Source organism: Kitasatospora sp. NPDC056076 (assembly GCF_042266305.1).
Lineage (GTDB): Bacteria > Actinomycetota > Actinomycetes > Streptomycetales > Streptomycetaceae > Kitasatospora.
In genome coordinates, this window is sequence record NZ_JBHJWG010000032.1 from 83,476 (window position 1) to 105,012 (window position 21,537).

Annotated in this window: 24 protein-coding genes; 21 read left to right on the top strand and 3 right to left on the bottom strand. The window is 70.0% G+C overall.

The features are described from left to right. Positions 1-115 precede the first annotated feature (115 nt). Entirely contained in the window at positions 116-1,273 is a 1,158-nt protein-coding gene (locus ACFC1T_RS25035) for a LacI family DNA-binding transcriptional regulator (protein WP_360243017.1), read from the bottom strand. Positions 1,274-1,631: 358 nt separating this feature from the next. On the opposite strand from ACFC1T_RS25035, the gene hisC reads away from it, so the two are divergent. From hisC to ACFC1T_RS25090, 11 genes are all read left to right on the top strand, one after another. Next, positions 1,632-2,717: a histidinol-phosphate transaminase gene (gene hisC / locus ACFC1T_RS25040; RefSeq protein WP_375891934.1), complete on the top strand. Its 1,086-nt coding sequence runs from the start codon at positions 1,632-1,634 to the stop codon at positions 2,715-2,717. Positions 2,718-3,027: 310 nt separating this feature from the next. Further along, positions 3,028-4,416, top strand: coding sequence for an efflux RND transporter periplasmic adaptor subunit (locus ACFC1T_RS25045; RefSeq protein ID WP_375891936.1), 1,389 nt, complete (start codon positions 3,028-3,030; stop codon positions 4,414-4,416). Positions 4,417-4,418: 2 nt separating this feature from the next. Then, entirely contained in the window at positions 4,419-5,222 is an 804-nt protein-coding gene (locus ACFC1T_RS25050; protein WP_375891938.1) for an ABC transporter ATP-binding protein, read from the top strand. Continuing rightward, a complete protein-coding gene (locus tag ACFC1T_RS25055) occupies positions 5,219-6,430 on the top strand; it encodes an ABC transporter permease (RefSeq protein ID WP_375891940.1) in 1,212 nt (403 codons plus the stop codon). The genes ACFC1T_RS25050 and ACFC1T_RS25055 overlap by 4 nt, the downstream gene beginning before the upstream one ends. 13 nt (positions 6,431-6,443) lie before the next feature. Then, complete coding sequence (locus tag ACFC1T_RS25060) at positions 6,444-7,097, top strand: hypothetical protein (protein WP_375891942.1); 654 nt, start codon at positions 6,444-6,446, stop codon at positions 7,095-7,097. Between the two features lie 112 nt (positions 7,098-7,209). Further along, positions 7,210-7,941: a Scr1 family TA system antitoxin-like transcriptional regulator gene (locus ACFC1T_RS25065; RefSeq protein WP_375891944.1), complete on the top strand. Its 732-nt coding sequence runs from the start codon at positions 7,210-7,212 to the stop codon at positions 7,939-7,941. After that, positions 7,934-8,134 carry a DUF397 domain-containing protein gene (locus tag ACFC1T_RS25070; RefSeq protein ID WP_375891946.1) on the top strand — a complete coding sequence of 67 codons (201 nt, stop codon included), beginning with the start codon at positions 7,934-7,936 and terminating at the stop codon, positions 8,132-8,134. The genes ACFC1T_RS25065 and ACFC1T_RS25070 overlap by 8 nt, the downstream gene beginning before the upstream one ends. A gap of 204 nt (positions 8,135-8,338) precedes the next feature. Further along, a complete protein-coding gene (locus ACFC1T_RS25075) occupies positions 8,339-10,027 on the top strand; it encodes a CocE/NonD family hydrolase (protein ID WP_375891948.1) in 1,689 nt (562 codons plus the stop codon). A gap of 103 nt (positions 10,028-10,130) precedes the next feature. After that, positions 10,131-10,553: a hypothetical protein gene (locus ACFC1T_RS25080; protein ID WP_375891950.1), complete on the top strand. Its 423-nt coding sequence runs from the start codon at positions 10,131-10,133 to the stop codon at positions 10,551-10,553. A gap of 46 nt (positions 10,554-10,599) precedes the next feature. Further along, complete coding sequence (locus ACFC1T_RS25085) at positions 10,600-11,109, top strand: GNAT family N-acetyltransferase (RefSeq protein ID WP_375891951.1); 510 nt, start codon at positions 10,600-10,602, stop codon at positions 11,107-11,109. Positions 11,110-11,371: 262 nt separating this feature from the next. Beyond that, on the top strand, positions 11,372-11,794 hold the full coding sequence (locus ACFC1T_RS25090; RefSeq protein WP_375891953.1) for a hypothetical protein: 423 nt from the start codon (positions 11,372-11,374) through the stop codon (positions 11,792-11,794). 73 nt (positions 11,795-11,867) lie between these two features. Here ACFC1T_RS25090 and ACFC1T_RS25095 read toward each other — a convergent pair whose 3' ends face one another. Next, on the bottom strand, positions 11,868-12,242 hold the full coding sequence (locus ACFC1T_RS25095) for an SMI1/KNR4 family protein (RefSeq protein WP_375891955.1): 375 nt from the start codon (positions 12,240-12,242) through the stop codon (positions 11,868-11,870). Positions 12,243-12,576: 334 nt separating this feature from the next. On the opposite strand from ACFC1T_RS25095, the gene ACFC1T_RS25100 reads away from it, so the two are divergent. From ACFC1T_RS25100 to ACFC1T_RS25140, 9 genes are all read left to right on the top strand, one after another. Next, the gene (locus ACFC1T_RS25100; RefSeq protein ID WP_375891957.1) at positions 12,577-12,768 is read left to right on the top strand and encodes a hypothetical protein; all 192 of its coding nucleotides are present in this window, start codon (positions 12,577-12,579) and stop codon (positions 12,766-12,768) included. After that, complete coding sequence (locus tag ACFC1T_RS25105; protein ID WP_375891958.1) at positions 12,752-13,282, top strand: DUF6879 family protein; 531 nt, start codon at positions 12,752-12,754, stop codon at positions 13,280-13,282. Before ACFC1T_RS25100 ends, ACFC1T_RS25105 begins: the two co-directional genes overlap by 17 nt. Continuing rightward, the gene (locus ACFC1T_RS25110; protein ID WP_375891960.1) at positions 13,279-14,106 is read left to right on the top strand and encodes a helix-turn-helix domain-containing protein; all 828 of its coding nucleotides are present in this window, start codon (positions 13,279-13,281) and stop codon (positions 14,104-14,106) included. Before ACFC1T_RS25105 ends, ACFC1T_RS25110 begins: the two co-directional genes overlap by 4 nt. A gap of 27 nt (positions 14,107-14,133) precedes the next feature. Continuing rightward, positions 14,134-14,787, top strand: coding sequence for a DUF5753 domain-containing protein (locus ACFC1T_RS25115; RefSeq protein ID WP_375891961.1), 654 nt, complete (start codon positions 14,134-14,136; stop codon positions 14,785-14,787). A 149-nt stretch (positions 14,788-14,936) separates the two neighbouring features. Further along, positions 14,937-15,275, top strand: coding sequence for a hypothetical protein (locus ACFC1T_RS25120; protein ID WP_375891962.1), 339 nt, complete (start codon positions 14,937-14,939; stop codon positions 15,273-15,275). A 1-nt stretch (position 15,276) separates the two neighbouring features. After that, positions 15,277-16,251: an ATP-grasp ribosomal peptide maturase gene (gene tgmB, locus ACFC1T_RS25125; RefSeq protein WP_375891964.1), complete on the top strand. Its 975-nt coding sequence runs from the start codon at positions 15,277-15,279 to the stop codon at positions 16,249-16,251. Next, positions 16,248-17,276: a methyltransferase domain-containing protein gene (locus tag ACFC1T_RS25130; RefSeq protein WP_375891966.1), complete on the top strand. Its 1,029-nt coding sequence runs from the start codon at positions 16,248-16,250 to the stop codon at positions 17,274-17,276. Before tgmB ends, ACFC1T_RS25130 begins: the two co-directional genes overlap by 4 nt. Positions 17,277-17,358: 82 nt before the next feature. Continuing rightward, positions 17,359-18,258: a DUF1963 domain-containing protein gene (locus tag ACFC1T_RS25135; protein WP_375891967.1), complete on the top strand. Its 900-nt coding sequence runs from the start codon at positions 17,359-17,361 to the stop codon at positions 18,256-18,258. A gap of 96 nt (positions 18,259-18,354) precedes the next feature. Then, positions 18,355-18,810, top strand: coding sequence for a DUF3995 domain-containing protein (locus ACFC1T_RS25140; protein ID WP_375891968.1), 456 nt, complete (start codon positions 18,355-18,357; stop codon positions 18,808-18,810). Positions 18,811-18,827: 17 nt separating this feature from the next. Here the strand turns inward: ACFC1T_RS25140 and ACFC1T_RS25145 are convergent, their stop codons facing one another. After that, positions 18,828-19,133 carry a hypothetical protein gene (locus tag ACFC1T_RS25145; protein ID WP_375891969.1) on the bottom strand — a complete coding sequence of 102 codons (306 nt, stop codon included), beginning with the start codon at positions 19,131-19,133 and terminating at the stop codon, positions 18,828-18,830. 217 nt (positions 19,134-19,350) lie between these two features. On the opposite strand from ACFC1T_RS25145, the gene ACFC1T_RS25150 reads away from it, so the two are divergent. After that, complete coding sequence (locus ACFC1T_RS25150) at positions 19,351-21,495, top strand: alkyl/aryl-sulfatase (protein WP_375891971.1); 2,145 nt, start codon at positions 19,351-19,353, stop codon at positions 21,493-21,495. Positions 21,496-21,537: the final 42 nt, after the last annotated feature.

Here is a 21,537-nt window from a genome sequence, read left to right on the forward strand (position 1 = left end):
CTCCGGAGCGTCAGCCGGGCGGTCCCGCAGGGTCCGTTTTGCCCCGGCTCGGTAGGGTCTCGTGGGTTTTTCGTGGGCGTACCGGCGGCTGTTCGCCGCCTTCCCGCCCGCTGCGCTACACCTCGCCAGGGGGGCGCGGCGGGCTGACGGTGGTGCGCGGGCTGCGGCGCTGGGAGGAGGCGCGGACGATCAGTTCGGTCGGCATCAGGGTGCCGGGGGGCGGGCCGTTGCCGGCGGTGCGGAAGCGGGGCGGGAAGAGCCGGGCGATGTCCACGCCCGTCCCGGAGTCGACCCCCTCGATGGCGTCGATGAGGAGGTTGACCACGGTGGTGCCGATCTTGCGCGGTTTGAGCGAGAGGGTGGTGATCGGCGGTTCGGTGGCCGCGTAGACGTCGCTCTCGCTGCAGGTGACCAGCAGCAGGTCGTCCGGGACCCGCAGGCCGTACCGGCGGGCGGCGGCCAGCAGGTCGGTGCCGTTGGGGTCGAACAGGCCGTACACCGCGTCCGGGCGGTCCGGGCGGGCGAGCAGCCGGTCGGCGGCGACGGCGCCGGCGGCCGGGTCGTGCGCGGGGTAGGCCTCGTACACCGGCTCCTGGCCGACCTTGGCGCACCAGCCGAGGTAGGCCTCGGTGGAGAGCCGGGTGTAGGTGTCGGTGCTGGTGCCGGTGAGCAGGCCGATCCGGCGGGCGCCGGCCTCGGAGAGGTGGTCGAGGATGCCGAGCACGGCGGCCTCGTGGTCGTTGTCGACCCAGGCGGTGACCGGGCAGTTGCCGGGCTTGCCGTCGCTGACCACCGGCACGCCGGACCGGTACAGCTCGCTGACCAGCGGGTCCTGGTCGGGCGGGTCGATCACCACGGTGCCGTCCAGGGCGATGTTGCCCCAGACGTCGTGGCGGGAGGAGGCGGGCAGCACGACCAGCGCGTAGCCGCGGCCGAGGGCGGCGCTGGTGGCGGCCCGGGCCATCTCGGCGAAGTAGGCGAACTCGGTGAAGGTGAAGGGTTCTTCGCCGTACGTCGTGACGGTCAGCCCGATCAGGCCGGACCGTCCGGTGCGCAGGGTGCGGGCTGCGGCCGAGGGGCGGTAGCCGAGGCGCTCGGCGACCTCGCGCACCCGGCTGCGGGTCTCGTCGGGCAGGCGGCCCTTTCCGTTCAGCGCATCGGAGACGGTGGTGATCGACACTCCGGCGGCTGCTGCCACATCCCGGATGCCGGCCCGCTCCAGACGCCGTGAGGTGGTGGGACGCCGACCGCTCTGGTTGGCTGCTGCTGTCATGGCGGACCGATCGTATGGCTCCTGACAAGGGTCTGTGACCGGCGCATCGGGAGCCTTTGGAGATACGTTTCTCCATGAGTGAGCCGGGGTGCACCCCTTCGATCCCCTCCCGAATCCAGCCGTCTTACCTCTGACATGTGCCAAAGGAACCGGGCAGAATGGCTGATCTGCGCCTGTCACCCGTCCGGGCATCTCACTCCTACGGGTGAGGGCGGTCGGTATCGTGCAAGGCACCCGACCGGGGTTGGTCCGGGCGCGTCCCGGGATTCCCGGGGACGTGGCCAGGTACCGCGGCACGGCGGCGATCCCGGCCGTGCGAGGGCGGGCGGACCGGCAGAGAAGACGAAGGAGTACGACCGTGAGCAGTGGTACCTCAGCGCCGGGCCCGCGCCTGCGCCCGAGCCTGGACGGCATCCCCACCTACAAGCCCGGCAAGCCGGCCGGCGCCGACGCCTACAAGCTGTCCTCGAACGAGAACCCGAACGACCCGCTGCCCGGCGTCCTGGAGGCGGCGGTCGCGGCGGCCGGCTCCTTCAACCGCTACCCGGACATGGGTGTCAGCGAGCTGACCGCCGTCCTCGCCGAGCGCTTCGGCGTGCCCGCCGAGCACATCGCCCTCGGCACCGGCTCGGTCGGCGTCGCCCAGTCGCTGGTGCTCGCCACCGCCGGCCCGGGCGACGAGGTGGTCTTCGCCTGGCGCTCCTTCGAGGCCTACCCGATCATCACCCAGATCGCCGGCGCCACGCCCGTCCCGGTCCCGCTCAAGGACAACGGCGACCACGACCTGGACGCGATGCTCGCCGCCGTCACCCCGGCCACCCGGCTGGTCTTCGTCTGCAACCCCAACAACCCCACCGGCAACGTGATCCACCGCGCCGAGCTGGAGCGCTTCCTGGACGCCGTCCCCGGTGACGTCCTGGTCGTCGTCGACGAGGCGTACATCGAGTTCATCCGCGACGCCGAGGTGCCCAACGGCATCGACCTCTACCGCGACCGCCCCAACGTCTGCGTGCTGCGCACCTTCTCCAAGGCGTACGGCCTGGCGGGCCTGCGGGTCGGCTTCGCGATCGCCCACGAGCCGGTCGCGAACGCGCTGCGCAAGACCGCCGTCCCGTTCGGGGTCAGCCAGCTCGCCCAGGACGCCGCCGTCGCCTCGCTGCGCGCCGAGGAGGCGCTGCTGGAGCGGGTCGAGGCGCTGGTCGCCGAGCGCACCCGGGTCGTCGCCGGGCTGCGCGCCCAGGGCTGGGACGTCCCGGACTCGCAGGCCAACTTCGTCTGGCTCGGGCTCGGCGAGCGCTCGCAGGACTTCGCGGCGGCCTGCGCGGCGGCCGGGGTGATGGTCCGGCCGTTCCCGGAGGGCGTGCGGATCTCGATCGGCGAGACCGAGGGCAACTCGATCTTCCTGGCGGTGGCGGAGGGCTTCCGCAAGGAGATCGACGGCTGAGGCCGGTCGCCTTCCCGCCCGCAGGGGCGCACTCCGGTCGGGGTGCGCCCCTGCGGCGTCCCGGGGCGCGGGGGCGCGTGTCTCCCGGCCCGGTCTGAGGGCTGTCTTCTGAGGGCCGTCTGAGGAAGCCCTCCCGGATGGCCGGGGATTGCTGGGAGAGCGCTGGGAGTTCGGCCAACGATCGCCCTTGCCCCGCCCAAGCCGCCCGCGCGGGCCGGTGGATATGGGAGGGATGTCCGGATCCGGCCGGTCAGTCTTCTCCCAGCCGCCGCCCAGGGCAGCGCAAGAGCGCCCGGCGAAGCTGTCCGCCATGAAGGTGCTCCCACGGCGGCGCGGTGCCGTCCTCGTCAACTCCGCGCTCGGCGTGGCCCTGCTGGGCGGTGCGGCCCTGGTGTACGCCACGCTCGACGGCAGCGGCGGCACGGCCGCCGCCAAGCCGGTCGCCCGTACCGCGACCGTCACCAAGGGAACGGTCCTGGCCACGGTGTCCGGAACCGGCACCCTGGCCTCCCCGACCGACGCCGCCCAGGACTTCGCCACGGGCGGGCGGCTCACCGCGGTCAAGGTCGCGGTCGGCGACGCCGTCAAGAAGGGCCAGGTGCTGGCGACGGTCGACACCACGGCGGCCCAGCAGCAGGTGGACGCCGCCCAGTCCGCGCTCACCACGGCGAACGCCAACCTCACCAAGGCGCAGGCAGGCGTCACCACCACGACCACCGAGCCGCTGCCCGGGGCCACACCCCCGGCGAGCGGCGGCAGCGGCTCCGGTGGGGGTCGCGGGGCGGGCGGGAGCAGTACGCCCGCCCCGCAGACCACCACCATCACCACCACCAAGGTCGACGACGCGGCCGTCGCCCAGGCCCAGCAGCAGGTCGCCACCGCGCAGACCACCCTCACCAACGCCCAGGCGGCGCTGACCGGGACGACGCTCACCGCCTCGGTGGACGGCACGGTCGCCTCGGTCTCGGCGAAGGTCGGGGACACGGTGGGCGCCACGGCCTCCGGCGCGTCCTCCTCCTCGGCCGCCAAGTCCACGGGTAGCAGCGCGAGTTCAGGATCGCCCAGCGGCTTCATCGTGCTGACCAACCCGACCGGGATGCAGGTCACCGCCAACTTCTCCGAGCTGGACTCGCTCAAGTTGAAGAAGGGCGAGGCCGCCACCGTCACGCTGAACGCCCAGTCCGACACCAAGCTCAACGCGACCGTGCTGTCCGTCAGTTCGCTGCCGTCGAGCAGCGGCAGCGGCGCGGCCGGCTCCTCCGCCGTCCAGTACGCGGCCACCCTGCAGCTCAGCGGGGACACCAGCACGCTGCGCACCGGCCTCAGCGCGACCGTCCAGGTGATCACCGGCGAGGCGGACAACGCGCTCTCGCTGCCGACCTCGGCGCTGTCCGGCACCGGCACCTCGCGGACCGCCACGGTGGTGCACGAGGGCGGGGCCACCGAGCGGGTCGACGTCGGCGTGGGCGTCGAGGGCGACAGCACCGTGCAGGTGACCTCCGGTCTCAAGGAGGGCGACAAGGTCCAACTCCCCACCACCAGCGGCACCAACGGCTTCCCGAACGGCTCCTTCCCGGGCCTGGGCGGCGGTGGCGGCGGCGGTGGCCGGGGCGGCAACGGCGGCGCGGTCGGCATCCCGGGCGGTACCGGCGGCGGTGCCGGTGGCGCCGGTGGCGGCGGCCGCGGCGGTAAGGGCTGAGCATGCAGCACGTCATCGACAAACGCGTCCCCGCGCAACCCGTGCCGGTGATCCGGATCAGCCGGCTCACCAAGTCGTACGGGCACGGCGACGCCACCGTGCACGCCCTGCGCGGCCCGTCCCGGCCCGGGACGGACGAACCGGCCGGCGTCGACCTGGACATCGAACAGGGCGACTACGTCGCCGTGATGGGCAGTTCGGGCTCCGGCAAGTCCACCCTGATGAACATCCTCGGCTGCCTCGACATCCCCACCTCCGGCCGCTACCTGCTGGACGGCACCGACGTCGGGCACCTCGACGAGCAGCAGCTCGCCCTGGTCCGCAACCGCAAGATCGGCTTCGTCTTCCAGTCCTTCAACCTGGTGCCGCGCACCACCGCCCTCGCCCAGGTCGAGCTGCCGCTCGCCTACGCGGGCGTCCGGTCGGCGGAGCGCCGACGACGGGCGATGGCCGCGCTGTCCCTGGTCGGCCTCGGCGAGCGGGCCGGGCACAAGCCCAACCAGCTCTCCGGCGGCCAGCAGCAGCGCGTCGCGGTGGCCCGGGCGCTGGTCACGGCGCCCGCGATGCTGCTCGCCGACGAACCGACCGGCAACCTGGACAGCCGCTCGACAGAGGAGGTGCTGGGCCTGATCGACGGGCTCAACGCCACCGGCCGCACCGTCGTGCTGATCACCCACGAGGACGAGGTCGCCCTGCACGCCAAGCGGGTGCTGCGCCTGGTCGACGGGCAGATCGTCAGCGACGTCCGGCAGGCGCCGGTCGACGGGCCCCCGCCCGCCCTGCGCCGACAGGGGGTATCGGCGTGATCCTCTGGCAGACGCTCCGCTTCGCGGTCGGCGGCCTGGCCGCCAACAAGGTGCGCTCCGCGCTCACCATGCTCGGGGTGCTGATCGGTGTCGCCTCGGTGATCCTGCTGCTGGCGGTCGGCAACGGCTCCTCCCAGGCGGTGAAGGACTCGATCACCTCGCTCGGCACCAACTCCCTCACCGTCAGCGCCGGTTCGGCGGCCGGCGGCTCGCGGGCCACCTCCTCGGTGAAGAAGCTGACGGTCGCCGACGCCAAGGCGCTGGCGAGCGACACCGACTCGTCGGCGATCAAGTCCGTCGCGCCGGTGGTCACGACGAGCGCGACGGCGCTGTACGGGAACATCTCGTACAGCCCCGGCTCGGTCGTGGGCACCTACCCCGCGTACTTCGAGACCTCCAACCAGAAGGTCGCCCACGGCGACTACTTCACCGAGGACGACGTGCTCGGCTCGCGTAAGGTCGCGGTGCTCGGCGCCACGACGGCCAAGCAGCTGTTCGACGCCGAGGACCCGGTCGGGAAGAAGATCGTGCTCGGCGGGACGCCGTTCACGGTGGTGGGCGTGCTGGCCGCCAAGGGCGGCAGCGGGTTCACCGACCCGGACGACGTGGTGATCGCGCCGCTGCCGACCGTGCAGAACGCCTTCACCGGCTTCGGGGCGGTCAACCAGATCCTGGTCCAGGCGTCGTCCGCCGACACGACCACGGCCGCGCAGTCGGAGATCACCCGGGTACTGCTCGGGACGCACGCGATCACCGACCCGACCAAGGCCGACTTCCGGATCACCAACCAGGCCTCGCTGCTGACGGCCCGGGAGAGCACGACCAAGACCTTCACCGTGCTGCTCGGCGCGGTGGCCGCCATCTCGCTGCTGGTCGGCGGGATCGGGATCACCAACATCATGCTGGTGACGGTCACCGAGCGGACGCGCGAGATCGGCATCCGCAAGGCGCTCGGCGCGCCCCGGGCCGTCATCCTCGGGCAGTTCCTGACCGAATCCACCCTGCTGTCGGTGATCGGGGCCGGGCTGGGCGTGGCGGCGGGGATCGTCGGCTCGCACTTCAGCATCGTCGGCATCAAGCCGGTGGTCATCCCCGAGTCCGTAGTGGGCGCCTTCGGCATCGCCGTCGCCATCGGACTGTTCTTCGGCAGCTACCCCGCCAACCGGGCCGCCTCGCTGCGGCCGATCGACGCCCTCCGGCACGAGTAGGAGCACTTCTTCGATGGAGCACGACGAACAGGTCGCCCTGCTGGCCACCGCGCCCGACGCGCGGGACGTGAGCGCGGAGCTGGCGGCGCCGCCGCGGCGGAAGCTGCCGTGGCTGTCGCTGGTGCTGGCCGGTGGCGTGATCGCCACCGGGGCGTTCGCGGGCGGGGTCTGGTACCAGCAGGGGCAGGGCGGGACCTCCTCCGGTGGCAAGGCGCCGGCTCGGGCCGCCGCGGCGGGCGGCCAGGCGGCGGGCGGCTACGGACAGGGCGGTCAGGGTCAGGGTGGCGCTCAGGGCGGCGGGCGCCGGGGCGGCCAGGGGCAGGGTGGCCAGGGCGGTCAGGGCGGTGGCCAGGGCGGCTTCGCGCGCGGCACCGTCAAGGCCGTCGACGGCTCGACGGTGTACCTGACCGACGCCAACGGCAACACGATCAAGGTGACGACGGGGGACTCGACCAAGGTCCAGCTCAACAAGCAGGGCAAGGTCGCCGACCTCCAGCCCGGCCAGAGCGTGACCGTCGTCGGCACCCCCGACTCCAGCGGCGGCTACAACGCCACCCAGCTCGTCGAGGGCGCCGCCGGTGCCGGAGCGGGCGGATTCGGCGGCGGTGGTGCCGGAGGCGGAGGCGGCTTCGGCGGAGGCGCCCCCAAGAGCCCGTCCGGCGGCTGACCCGGTACCGCCGGACGCCACTTCGCCCCGCTGGAGCCATCCAGCGGGGCGAAGTGCTGCCCGGGCCCTGCCTGGTGGCCGCCGCTGGTACCAGTTGAAGGGAGGTGATCGCGTGGCACGGACCGAGTACTACGACGATCCCGACGCCCCCGAGCCGAACCGGCTCGTCGTGGCGGCGTCTGCCGTCGTGACGGATGCCGAAGGGCGCATCCTGCTCCAGCGGCGCACCGACAACGGTCTGTACGCGCTGCCGGGCGGAACCATGGATCTCGGCGAATCACTGCCGGGCACGGCCGTCCGGGAGGTTCGGGGGCTCTCGGCCTACACGATGGCCTTCATCCACGGGCTGCTCCAGACGAACGACTATGCCTCGGCCGTCTTCGCCCGCTCCTATCCGCCGCTTCCGAGTCACGAGGTCGATCTGAGAGCGGCCTTCCGCCTGCGGCGTCAGCACATCGTCCGGTCCGAAGCGACCCCGTTCACCGCGTACATCCATGAGGCGGCGCTGCGCATGCAGTTCGGCGGAGCCAGGATCCATGCCGAGCAACTCGGTGCTCTGATGGATGTTTCCGGTCAGTCCAATATCTCAGTTCGAGTCGTCCTGTTCGACGCCGATACGATCCCGCTCCCGAATGAGAACTTCACCTACGCCGAAGGACCGGTGCAGGAACTCGATACGGTCCAGGCGGACTCGGGCGTCGGTAACTTTCTCTTCGATGCACCAGCTCACACAGCTCGGTTCCGGTCGCTACTTGCCCAGATTGACTCGGCTGCCCTCACGGTAGGCGAGTCGCGAGATTTCATTCGATCCATCAAGAAAGACATGGAAAGCAAGTATGTCTAACTCTGTTTGGCAGAAGTCCAGTTACTCAGGTTCCAATGCTGACTGCGTTGAGTTTCGCACTGTCGACGGGCTGATCGAACTTCGCGAATCCGATGAGGGCGATGTCATCGTCCGCACCACCGCTCCGAAGTTCGCTGCACTCCTCCGAGGCGCCAAGGCGGGCGAGTTCGACCACCTGATCACCAACCCCTGAGCGGATCGTTCCGGCGGCCTCCTGCGGGGAGCAGGAGGCCGCCGGCGTGTGACGGGCTCCGCCCTCCTTCGGCTCTGGGGGTTTGAACCGCGCCGTTCACCCATTCGAGTGACCATCCTCGAACGTGCCCCGGGATGATCGCCGCGAAGCGAGCATGGCTCCGACAGTTCGTCACCATCCCTGCCACCAAAGGCGGTTAAACCCATGCCCGTTTCCGATTTCCCGGAGAACCCGTTCGTCGTCAACGCCGACGACCTCGCCAAGCTGGACGCGATCCGCGAGGCACTTCTCGACCCGTCGCCGCGCCGGATCGGGCGCCTGGACCAGTGGGGTCTGGCCGACACCTACGAGACCAACGCGGAGGTCGCCACTTACCGGGAGCTCTCGATCGCCATGGCGGACGGGACGATGATCGACGCGTCCCTGAGCATCCCGCGCAACCTCGCGCCCGGACAGACCGTTCCGGCGGTCGTCCTGCCCGCCCCGCTGATCAACATCGGACACCGGGCCTACCTCGGCATGTTCCCGCGTCTGGCCCTGGGCGGCTACGCCGTCCTCGCCTACAGCCAGCGCGGTCTGGCCGCTTCCGGTGGTGAGATCCACGTCGCCGGGCCGCAGGACGTGTCCGATGCCACCGAGATCATCAACTCGCTGGTCCAGATCGACGGTGTCGACGCCGAACGGATCGGGTTCTTCGGCTCCTCCTACGGCGCCGGGACGAGCCTGTTGGCTGCTGCCAAGGACCGCCGGATCAAGGTCGTGGCCGGCACCAGCGCGTGGGGCGACCTCTTCGCGTCGCTCTACGAGAACGGCACCCGCCACCTCAAGGCCTTCGAGGCGCTCGTGCAGCTCTTCGGTGAGGAGCGCTGCTCGAAGGAGTTCCGCGGGATCATCGAGAAGATCCGGAACAACAACGTCGACGACGAGGTCCGGGAGTTCGCGGCCGAGCGCTCGCCCCGTACGCACCTGAGTGCCTATAACGATGCCGCGACGCCGATCATGCTGACCACGGCCTGGCACGAGACGATCTTCTCGGTGCCCGCCGTCATCGACCTCTTCACCAACCTCGCGGGCCCCAAGTCGCTGCTCGTCCAGGTCGGCGATCACGGCAACGGCGAACTGGCCGGTCTGGCGGGCCTCCTCTCCAAGCCCACCGAGATGGCCTACCGCTGGCTCGACCACCACCTCGGGGGCAACGCCGGTGACGGGCGCACGCCGCGGTTCGGCGTCCGCTCGGAGTACATGCACAACCTGCTGTCCGACCTCTTCCACGACAGCTGGCAGGACTACGCCCTGTCCCGTAAGCGCCTCCACCTCGCCGGACCGGTCGCTGGCCAGCGTGACGCCCAACTGGTCGAGGGGGAGCCGCAGTCGGGCTGGACCCGTGCCGTCAAGGCCACCGGACGGGACACCGAGGTCGTCGTCGCCCCGAAGCTGGTCCAGACCGGCCTGGCCGAGCGGATGGGCCTGCCGCACGTCTACAAGACCGACGGGATCGACCGCGAGCTCGCCGCGATCTGGACCACCGCGCCGCTGACCCAGCCCATGCGCGTCCAGGGCGACCTGGAGCTGCGGGTGACCGTGAAGCCGCGGGCCATGGACGCCACGATCGTGGCCTACCTGCTGGACTGCGACCCGGCCACCGGCAAGGCCCACATCATCACCAACGCCCCGTACACCGTCACCAACCAGCAGGCCGGCCAGGCCAGCACGGTGACCTTCCCGCTCCAGCCGGCCCACTACGTCCTGGCCCAGGGCCGCGTGCTCCAGCTGGTCATCGGCACCCACGACCAGTTCTTCGCGGACGCCAACTCCGTCCCGACCAGCCTTGAGATCACCTCCCCCGTGGGCGCCGAGTCCTACCTCGACATCCCGCTCAGCCCCCTCGACTGATCCGGGGTGGGTCTGGCCCCACCCCAGGTGTGGGGCCAGACCCGTGTTCCGTCCTCCGCCGTCTCCGTAGATTCGTTCTCACCACGACACGGAGGACAGAACAATGGCGATCACCGCGACGGAGACCCTCACCAACTCCCGTACCGACGAGGCGTTCTCGACGGCGAAGAAGTGCCTCACGCTCTTCGGAGCGATCGGTGTGATCACCCTCGCGACGGTCGCGGTGATGGCGTTCACCGGGCACGCGAGCACCCCGTTCATGTGGATCCGCGGGGTCCTCTTCCCCGCTCTCGCCCCGGTGCTCCTGCGGATCACCGCGCGGGCTGCGGGCGGCGACTACAAGGCCCTGGACCGGATCCGGACCGTCGCCACCGTGATGCCGATCGCCGTCATCGCCGTGGACCTGATCCCCGGGATCTGCCCGCCCTGGTACGCCGTCCTCCAGGGCCTGTCCGCCCTGGCGGTCCTGCCGATCGCCTTCCTCACCCGCACCAAGGCCGTCACCACCGCGATCCCCAAGCCGTGACCCCTCACCCCCACGCCCCGGAGCCCGGCCTCCTACACTCCCCGCCATGACAGCCATGGAGCCAGTGATCCGCCCGGCGACCCCCGCCGACCTGGGCGCGGTGGCCGAGATCTACGCCCACTACGTCCACCACACGGTGGCCACCTTCGACGAGACCCCGCCACCCCTCGCCGCCTGGCAGCAACGGCTGGACGACCTCACCGCCCAGGGGCTGCCCTTCCTGGTCGCGGAGGTGGACGGCGAGGTCGCCGGCTACGCGTACGCCGGCCCCTTCCGCCCCAAGCCCGCCTACCGCCACACCGCGGAGAACTCCATCTACCTCGCCCCCGCCCACACCGGGCGAGGCCTCGGCACCGCCCTGCTGGCCGCCCTGATCGACGCCTGCGCCGAGACCCACCTGTGCCAACTCGTCGCCGTCATCGCGGACTCCGGCTCCGACGCCTCGGCCGCCCTGCACCGCCGCCACGGCTTCACTGACGCGGGCCGCCTCACCGCCGTCGGCCACAAGCACGGCCGCTGGATCGACACCGTCCTGTTGCAGCGCGCCCTCGCCTGACCCCCTTGCCGGATCCCCTTGCCTGATCCCCTCGCCTGACCCTCGCCTGACCCTCTCCGGACACCCCACCCAACGCAGGAAGTCGACTTCGCCGACTTCCTGCGTCGATGTGTTTCTCGGTGCGTGTGCGTGCGGGTGGCGGTTTCCGCTCCGCCGGCGCCTGGGGTGGGTCTGGGCCCACCCCAGGTGTGGGGCTGGACGGGTTCTGGGTCTTCCGTCGTCTCCGTAGATTCGTTCTCACCACGACACGGAGGACAGAACAATGGCGACCACGGCATCGGCGACCGGCACCAACTCCCGTACCGACGAGGTTTTCTCGCTCGCGAAGAAGTGCATCACGCTCTTCGGTGCGATCGGTGTGATCACCCTCGCGACCGTGGCCGTGATGGCGTTCAGCGGGCACGCGAGCACCCCGTTCATGTGGGTCCGCGGGGTCCTCTTCCCCGCTCTCGCCCCGGTGCTGCTGCGGATCACCGCCCGGGCCGCCGGTGGCGACTACAAGGCCCTGGACCGGATCCGGACCGTCGCCACCGTGATGCCGATCGCCGTCATCGCCGTCGACCTGATCCCCGGGATCTGCCCGCCCTGGTACGCCGTCCTCCAGGGCCTCTCCGCCCTGGCGGTCCTGCCGATCGCCTTCCTCACCCGGACCAAGGCCGTCACCACCGCGATCCCCAAGCCGTGACCCCGATCGAGGCAGCACCCCGCGGCACAGGAAGTCGGCCCGACCGACTTCCTGTGCCGCACCGCTGTTGGCGCTACTGGTACCAGTCGTCGCCGCCCTGGGCGAGCGAGCGGCCCAGGTAGTCCCGCAAGTCCCGTGCCACCCACCGGCGGCTGTCGGACTCGTGCTCCCAGACGAAGATGTCCGGACGCACCGGAGTCCGCACGAAGGCGAACTGGTCCCCGCCGCCGTTGTCCCCGAAGAACAGCAGGGCGTCGAAGGGCATGTACAACTCGGCGAAAGAACGGTCGGACCGGAACAGCAGGTTCTGCTCGACGATCCGCTCGACCGGCCAGACGGTGTCCACCCAGGTGCGCCCGATGACCCCGTCGCTCTCCAGCAACAACTCCCCCAGCTCACCGGGCAGCCCGAACCCGAGCCGCCGCTCCGCCTCAGCCAGCGCCGCCACCTGCACGGGCTCCCGGAACCCCACCTCGGAATAGGCCCCAAGAGCCGTTTCTCTCCACATCCCCCGAACCCTACCCAGCAGCCGCCGAGCTTTCTCACGAAGGCGACCTGCACAGACCCCGGGCCTGCAGGTGGGAGGAGAGCGTGGGAAGTCGGCCCGGCCGACTTCCCACGCCAACGCCCCTTCCGTTGCCAAAAGGAACGCGGTCGCTACCGAACTCTCGTGTGAATGTTCGAAGTTGAGCTGGTTTCCAGTACCGGAAACGCTTGCCTCTTGCCTCCCCCTGGCTTGACTCGGGAGCATCGTCGTAAGACCGGGCGAGCGAGGAGACATCGTGAAGCTGACGCGGCTTGTGGGTTCCTGTGAAGAGGGCGAGTGTCCGACGCTCTACCTGACGGATCGGGGCAGCCTCGCCGTTCAGGGTGAGCACCTGACCGAGCACGATCTCCAGATTCCGGGTCACGAGAAGCTCGTCGAGATTCCCATGGAACTCATCCGAAAGGCCATCCGTGACAACCTCATCTAGGACCCTGGGGGACTGGTTCTCGGAGTTCGAACGGGAGGCGTTCCGGCTGGAGACGCTGGACGACTACAGCCGGTCCGGCGGAGTGGACGCCTATCATGCCTTCCTCGCAGGCGAGGAGCAGCCGGAAGACTTCAAGAACTCCGGCTGGGTCGGGACTGTGGGCAACGCAGCCCGGGCCGGCAAGCGCATGTACCGGGTACACATTCTTTCGCGTCCGCTCACGGACTACCTCCGGTTCGAACTCAGTTGGGGGTACCTGCGGAACATGGCGGCCGGCGAGGAGTTCTTCATCCTCGACACCACGGACCGGATCAACCCCATCCCCAAGGCGCCGGACTTCTGGCTCTTCGACGACGCCACCGCCGCCGAGATGAGCTACGACGCCAAGGGGAAGTACCTCGGCTCCGAGTTCCACACCGACAACAACCGGATCGCCGAGTTCAAGGCCTACCGCGACCTCGCGATGGCCAACGCCGTCCCGTTCGCGGACTGGTGGGCCGAGCACGGCGAGTGAACAGAACACAGCTCGGGACAGCGCTGCGGGAACTTCGGCAGGCTTCTGGGAAAGAAGCCAAAGCCGTGGCCCGTGGCGCTGTCATGTCCCCGAGCAAGCTGAGCAAGATCGAGACCGGCAAGGTGTCGCCGACCGTCGTTGATGTGGAGCGGATCCTCACGGCCATAGGCGTCTCCGACGAGGTCAAAGCCGAGTACATGGCTGCGGCCAGAGCCGATGCGACGGAGGCGACGGCATGGCGCCTGATCCGCCGCCTGGGGTATCACCGCAAGCAGCAGCAGATCAAAGCCCTGGATGACTCCACGGACATGATTCGGGTCTTCCAGCCGTCACTCGTTCCCGGATTGCTCCAGACTCCTGAGTACATTCGGGCCGTGTTCGCGAGAACGGGAATCGGCGGCGAGCAGTTGGATCGAACGGTGGCGGCGCGGATCGCAAGGCAGCAATCGCTCTATGAGACAACCAAGACGTTCAGGTTCGTCATCACCGAGTCGGTTCTTCGGTGGCGCTTCGTGCCGGACGTCATGATGGCAGGTCAGCTCGACCGGATCCTCTCCGCCTCTCGGCTGCCCCATGTCGATGTCCGGGTCGTGCCGCTGACGGTCAGACAGTTCGACGTGCCGTCGCACTCCTTCGTCATACGCGACGATCGCATGGTGACGGTCGAAACCATTCATGCCGAGATTTCTGTCACCGATCCTCGTGACGTCGAGCTCTATATCCGCAAGTTTGAAGGATTCGCCGAAGCGGCCTTTGCCGCTGACGAGATGCGTCGTGCCATCGAGATCATTCGAGATGATTTCTTGTGGCGCCAGGAACCCTAGCTGCAGTAATCCCTTCCGGAGGTTGGCGTGGCCGAAGTACCTGGGTTGACTCAGACGACCAACGCGGAGTGGCAGGACGGCAAAGCCGTGCGCCGGACGGGGGTGGACACCAAGCAGCTGGAACTGTCGGCCCTTGAGCGGGACTTCCGTGAGTTTCGCTACTTCCTGCCGACGATGATCACCGGGTTGCTCGCGACACCGGAGTACGCGAGGGCCAGCGTGGCCCCGTTTCCGGGTGATCATTCGAAGGTTGTCGCCAAGAAACTGGAGCGGCAGGCTGTACTCCGTGATGCCTCGAAGTGCTTCACCTTCATCCTCACCGAGCAGGCCTGCCGGTGGCCGCTGCTGCCACCGGCGGGCATGGCCGTCCAGCTCGAGCATCTGGCATCTGTGGCCCGGTTTCCGAACGTTCGGCTCGGTGTGATTCCGATGGAAGGCCATCTGCCGCGAGCGCCTCTGAACGTCTTCACCGTCTATGACGCCACTCGGGCCACTGTCGAGGTCACCACAGGCGCACTCGTCTTTCGCGACCCCGATGATGTTCAGGAGTATCTGAATGACTTCCGAACGTTTGAGGGCTATTCGCTCTGGGATGAGGAGGCCCGGACAAAGTTGGCGACGTGGGCTGCGGAGATCCGGGAAAGTGCAAGGGGGTCTGCGTCCCCCGGATTGGATATGTGACGGATCAGGAAACCCTGTCCGGAGAATCCCCCGTTGGTCCTAACGTGGTTGCTCGCCGGGCGGAATGAGGCCGCCGGGGAGAGCCGCACGACAAGGAATGCGTCGTGTGCGGCCCGCGATTCGACGAGTGCGCCAACGCGGAGGTACACATGTCCACCACTGTCCTGACCCGGTCGAAGGCCGTTCCGGCCTTCGACCGGGTGGAGTCCCGGCTGCCCATGGGCGTGGCCGGGGCGACGCCCATGCCCGAACTGGACGGCGAGCACGGCCCGGAGAGCCCGTTCGCGTTCCGGTTCCTCGTCCCGGTCACCGGGGCCGGGGGGATCCTGCCCGCCGACATCGGGTACGACGACGAGACCCAGACCTGCATCTACGAGGGGCTGCCACCCGGCGTCTACATGACCAGCAGCCCGCCGAAGACGTTCGGCCCCACGCAGCCCACCGGGCAGATGGACGCGCCGGACGACCCCGGAAGCAGCGACGACTGAGATGCCGACCGCCGATGCCGTCCTCGTGCTCACGGGGACGTTCGATCCCACCGCCGATCTCGTGATCGAGGAGCTGAACCGGCGCGGGACCCCCGTCTTCCGGGCGGACACGGCGTGGTTCCCGTCGAGGTTGGCCCTGGTGGCCAACCTCGACGGGGCGGCCGGTTGGGGCGGGACGCTGGCGACGGAGCGACGCGCGATCGACCTGTCGTCGGTGCGGTCGGTCTACTACCGGCGCCCGACCGCACCGGCGTTCCCGGAGCGCATGTCCGCCGAAGCTCGCAGTGTGGCGTCCGCCGAAGCGCGACGGGGATTCGGCGGGCTGTTGTCCGCGCTGCCCTGCCGCTGGCTGCCGCCACCCGGGCGTGCGGCCGACGCCGAGTACAAGCCGCTCCAGCTCAGGGTGGCGGCCGAATCAGGACTGCGTGTTCCGAGGACGTTGGTCACCAATAGTCAGGATGCCGCACGGGACTTCGCGGCTGGACTCGGAACTCCGCTGGTCTACAAGCCCTTCGCGCCGATCCGCGGGACGCTCGACGGCAGGTCGGTCGCCGTCTACGCGAGCGTGGTGGCGGCCGACGACGTCGACGACCCATCGGTCGCCACCACGGCGCACCTGTTCCAGGAGTGGGTGCCGAAGGCCTACGAGGTGCGGCTCACCGCCATCGACGGACAGCTCTTCGCCGCTGAGATTCATGCGAACTCGGCATCCTCGAAGGTCGATTGGCGCAGCGACTACGACAATCTGACCTACCGCGTCTGTGATCCGCCGGCCGCCGTGGCGCAGGGGGTTCGCCGGATGCTCGACCGACTCGAGCTCCCCTACGGGGCATTCGACTTCGTCGTGTCGCCCTCGGGCGAGTGGACGTTCCTCGAAGTGAACCCCAACGGGCAGTACGGGTTCATCGAGCAGGCGACCGGTCTTCCGATCGCGGCCGCCATCTGTGACTACCTGGAAGGGAGCGACGAGGCATGACGACCGTCCGCTACTCCGATGGGCAACTCCTCCGAGCGCGTGTCGCCTTGGCGTCGGAGATCGACAGCCGGAGCGCGGCGCTGCCGTCGCGGGTGGTCGAGGCGTTTCTCAATGTGGACCGGCATCCGTTCGTTCCGGTGTTCTACCGGGAGGATCCCAACGGCCTTCACCGGCCGTGGTGGGCAGGGGAGCCGGCGGACGAAGGGTGGTTGCGGGAGGTGTACACGGATCAGGTCCTGGTGACCGAGGTGGACGAGGTGCACGCGGAAGCCGCGTCGCCGAACGGGCAACGCGGAGTGCCGACCTCCTCGTCCACGTTGCCGAGCCTGATGGCGGACATGCTCGACGCGCTGGATGTCCGGCTCGGGGACAGGGTGTTGGAGGTTGGCACGGGCACGGGCTACAACGCCGCTCTGCTCTGCCACCTCGCGGGCGGGGCCCAGGTGACGACGATCGATCGTACGGAGCAACTGGTGGCCACCGCCCGGGCGCGGCTGTGTGCGGTGGGTTTCGAACCGACCGTCCTCCGGGCCGATGGCGCGGACGGGCATCCGGCCGGAGCCCCTTACGACCGGATCATCGCCACCTGCGGCATCCAGCGGCTCCCCCGGGCCTGGCTGGACCAGTGCGCGCCGGGCGGCCTGATCGTCGTCCCGATCAGGGGCGCGGTGGCCCGGCTGACCAAGCTGTCGGACGGGCGGGCGGTCGGGCGGTTCCTGCACCGCCCGGCCGCTTTCATGCCGCTGCGTTCCGGGGCCGGCCCGGGCCCGGAGGCGCCGGAGTGGGAGAGGGAGCGGCCCACGGGTATCAGCTTTCCCGCCTTGGACGACCCCGGGTTCTCCTTCTGGGCGGGACTTCATCTCGGAGGCTCCCGCGACTTCCAGGAGACCGTTGAGGCCGCGCACCGGAGCTGGCTCGACCAGAACCGCCCCCGGCGTGAGTGGTTCACCATCGAAGCCGGACCGGACGGCCACGAGGTGAGTTATGCGGCCCCGGACGGCACGTCGTTCCGCTGGGTGTTCTGAGGGCCGCAGGTGGCCCTTGCGTCGGGTGAGGGGCGGCGGTAGACACGGGTGGATCTTTGTTCCACGGCAGATTGGCCGTTCGATGGCTCGTACGACCCCGCCGCGTCCGCTCGACGTGGAGGCGCTGTTTCCCGAGGTGGCCGCGTTCCGGAAGCCGGCCACCCGGCTGCATCCGCGGCCCGGCGAGCCGGGGCCCCGGGAGAGTTCGATGGGCGGGCCGGTGCTGTGGCCGTCCTCCGAGCCGTGGCCGCACTGCGCGGACGAGCATCCGCGGACGGCGTACTCCCCGCCGAGGACCACGGAGGGCCCGGTCCCGCTGGTGCCCGTCCTGCAGTTGTTCGCCGCCGATCTGCCCGGGCTCGAACTGCCGCCCGGCACTGACCTGTTGCAGCTGCTGTGGTGCCCCTTGGAGCACGATCCGGACTTCGTGCCCCGCCCGGAGGTGTTCCGGTGGGACAGTGCCCGCACGGACCTCGCACCGGTGGCGCCCTCCCGCCCGGACGGTGCGGACGACGACTACCTGCCGAATCCGTGCGTCCTGCACCCGGAGGTCGTCACCGACTACCCGAACTGGGACCTGCCGGAGGAGGTCGCCGACGCGCTGAGGGCCAGGTTCGAGCAGGTGGAGGAGGAGACCGGCTGGTCGTACTGGTACCACCTCTCGGTGTCCGGCGGGATCAAGGTCGGCGGCTATCCGACCTGGACGCAGGAACCGGACTGGCCCGACTGCCCGTCGTGCGACCGCACCATGCGGCACCTCCTGACCGTCAACAGCCGCGAGTTCGACGGTGAGGGATGGCGTACCTGGCTGGCCGTGGAGGACACCCCGGCGGAGGGCGAGATCTGGGACCTCCCGTACGAGGAGCGGACGCGGATCCAGTGTCCGCCCGGCCTCACGATCGGCGACATGGGCGGCGTCTACCTGTTCGAGTGCCCCGAGTGCCCGGGCCGACCCTTCGCCTACCGGTCCGACTGCTCCTGACGGATGACCAGGGCGCGACCCGCTCCCCTGCCAGGGGGAGGGGGTCGCGCCGCCGGGACGATTCGCCGACCGGCCCCGCGCGGCGAATGTGGAGGCATGAAGACGACCGTTCTCCGCCCCGCCGCCTACGCCGCCGCCGTGTGGGCCGGCGCGTTCTCGCTCGTCCACCTCTACTGGCTGTTCGGTGGCCGGATCGGCCTGCCGGACGGGCTGTCCGTCACCGGGAACACCCCGCTGCTGATCATCGACATCCTCGCGATCCCGGGGTGTGCCGTGGCGGCGGTGCTCGCGCTGGCGATCGTCCGGCCGTGGGGTGGGCGGCTGCCCGCCAAGCTGCTCGGGGTCGCGCTCTGGGGCATCACCGCCGTCCTGCTGGTGCACTCGCTGCCGTCCGTGCCGGACTGGTTCGCCCTGGCCACCAGCTCCCGGACGACGGGCGACTTCGATGCGATGGGGCGGTTCGCGACGCTGCTCTACGAGCCCTTCTTCCTGGCCGGCGGGCTGCTGTTCGGCCTCGCCACCCTCGCCCGCCGCCGCCCCCGCCGGAGCTGAGGGCTGAGGCTGAGGGGCTACGCCGGGTGCTCCAGGCCGATGGCGCGCAGGACGTCGGCGAGCCACACCAGGTGGTGGCCGATGGCGCGGTCCGGGTCGGCGAGCAGGGCCTGGAGTTGCGCCCAGGACTCCGACACCTGTCCGATCGTCAGCACGTCGGGCTTCGCGGTCATGTCGTACAGCTCGGGCGGTGGCACGGTCCAGAAGAGGTCGTTCGGCAGGGCGGCCTCCCCGCCCGCCCCGTGCGCCTCCAGGTGCCGCATCAGCACCTCGAACGAATCGCGCACCTGATCGAGGGAAACCCGCAACTGCTCATCGCTCATCGGCCCATCCTGCCCGGGCCGGACGGAGCGGGCGCGGGGGGCTCCCCCGTCCCCGCCGTGGTCGGACGCTTCGCCCACCCACCAAACGTCGTCATTCGGCCTCTTCGGCCCGGCGCGTTGGCGCGATCGCTCCCTTGTGGGTGACCGGTCGTGTTCGTAGCGTGACCACCTCCGCCGCATCGCGGCTCCCGCACAACGACGTGGAGGTGGCTTCGCCATGCCTGGAACACCCGAGTACGCCGAGCCCATCGAGCCCATCGAGCCGACCCCCGCCGTCGCGGCGGCGAACCGGCGGGCCGCGGAGGCGGCCACGGCCGCCGATGAGAAGGACGGCCGGGACTTCGCCGACGCGAGCCGGTTCCTGATCGCCCCGCCGGACGTGCCCGTCATCGTCTCCCGCAAGGACCGGGAGAAGGTGGTCTGGGACTTCACCGCCTACGAGTTCCTCGACCCCGACAGCCGTTCCGGGTTCCCGACGGTCAACGGCAGCCTCCACCGCCAAGGCGAACTGACGGCGATCGCAGGCCTGTTCCAGGTCACCAGCTGTCGCGAGTACCGGATCTACCAGGTGCGCGGCTACGACCTGTCCAACATGACGATCGTCGAGAGCGACGCCGGCCTGATCGTCATCGACCCGCTGGCCTGCTACGAGACCGCGCAGGCCGCGCTCCAGCTGTTCCGGGACAAGACGGAGCTCAGCAAGGAGCAGCGGCCGGTCAAGGGCATCGTCTACACCCACTGCCACGTCGACCACTTCGGCGGCTCCCGCGGCCTGTTCCACGAGCTCGGCGACCCGTTGGAGCCCGGCGTGCCCGTCGTCGCGCCGGAGGGCTTCCTCGAACACGCCGTCAGCGAGAACATCTACGCCGGCCCCGCGATGGCCCGCCGCGCGCAGTACATGTACGCGGCACAGTTGGACAAGGGCCCGACGGGGCAGGTCGGTTCGGGCCTCGGCCTGACCATCTCCACCGGCGAGGTGACGCTGGTCCCGCCGACCGAGTACATCGGCGGACCGGCCCACCCGGCGGTGCCGGAGCAGAGCTGGCGGGACAGCTACGTCATCCCGTGGCGTCCGGGCCTGTACGAGTTCGCCCTGGCCGGCGTGCAGATGCTGTTCCAGCTCACCCCGGGCACCGAGGCCCCGGCGGAGATGAACATCTACTTCCCGGACGCCCGCACCCTGTGCATCGCCGAGAACGCCACCCACACCATGCACAACATCCTCAGCCTGCGCGGCGCGCAGGTGCGGGACGCCCACGCCTGGTCGAAGTACCTCACCGAGTCGATCCAGACCTTCGGCAAGGAGACGGACGTCCTGTTCGCCTCGCACCACTGGCCGGTCTGGCGGGATCAGGAGAGCGAGGGCAGCAACGCCCGCATCCTCGAATTCCTCAACAAGCAGCGCGACATGTACGGCTACCTCAACGACCAGACGCTGCGCCTGATCAACGCGGGGCAGACCGGCACCGAGATCGCCGAGGAGCTGAAGACTCTCCCGCCCGGCCTCGACGACCACTGGTACAACCGGGGTTACTACGGCTCGGTGAGCCACAACCTCAAGGCGGTCTACCAGCGGTACATGGGCTGGTACGACGCCAACCCGGCGCACCTGTGGACGCTGCCGCCGGTGCAGGCGGGCGCCAACTACGTGCAGGCGATGGGCGGCGCGGAGGCCGTCGTCACCCAGGCCCGGCAGGCCTACGGCACCGACACCCCGGACGGCTTCCGCTGGGCCGCCGAACTCCTCAACCACGTCGTCTTCGGCGCCGCCGCCACGACCGGCACGACCGGCACGGCCGGCACGCCGGTCCCCGCGGACGTGCTCCAGCAGGCCAAGGAGCTCCAGGCGAAGGTGTTCACCCAGCTCGGCTACGGCGCCGAGAACGGCACCTGGCGCAACGCCTACCTGACCGGCGCCCAGGAGGTCGTCCACGGCCCGCAGCCGCTGATCACCAGCCAGTCCTCCGCCGACCTGATCCGCAGCACCACCCTGGACCAGTTCTTCTCGGCGCTCGCCCGCAGCGTGGACGGGCCGACGGCCGCCGAGCAGCACCGCGTGCCGATCGCGCTCAACTGGGAGTTCACCGACACCGGCGACCGCTGCACCACGACCCTGCGCAACGGCGTGCTGGTCTTCGTGCCGGGCGGCGACCGCTTCGTCGAGGTCCCGGACGCCACCATCACGCTCACCCGCCGGACGCTCGACGACATCGCCGAAACCCCCGGTTTCCAGCGGAACTTCGACCGGGCGGTGCAGGACGGGAGGATCACGCTGGCCGGCACGTACGCCCAGCAGGCGGCGGACAGCGTCTTCGGCACGCTGACCCTGCCGGACCCGAAGTTCCCGATCGTCACCCCGTGACGCGGTGATACGGCGTCCGGGCCCCGGTCTCCCCACCGGCAG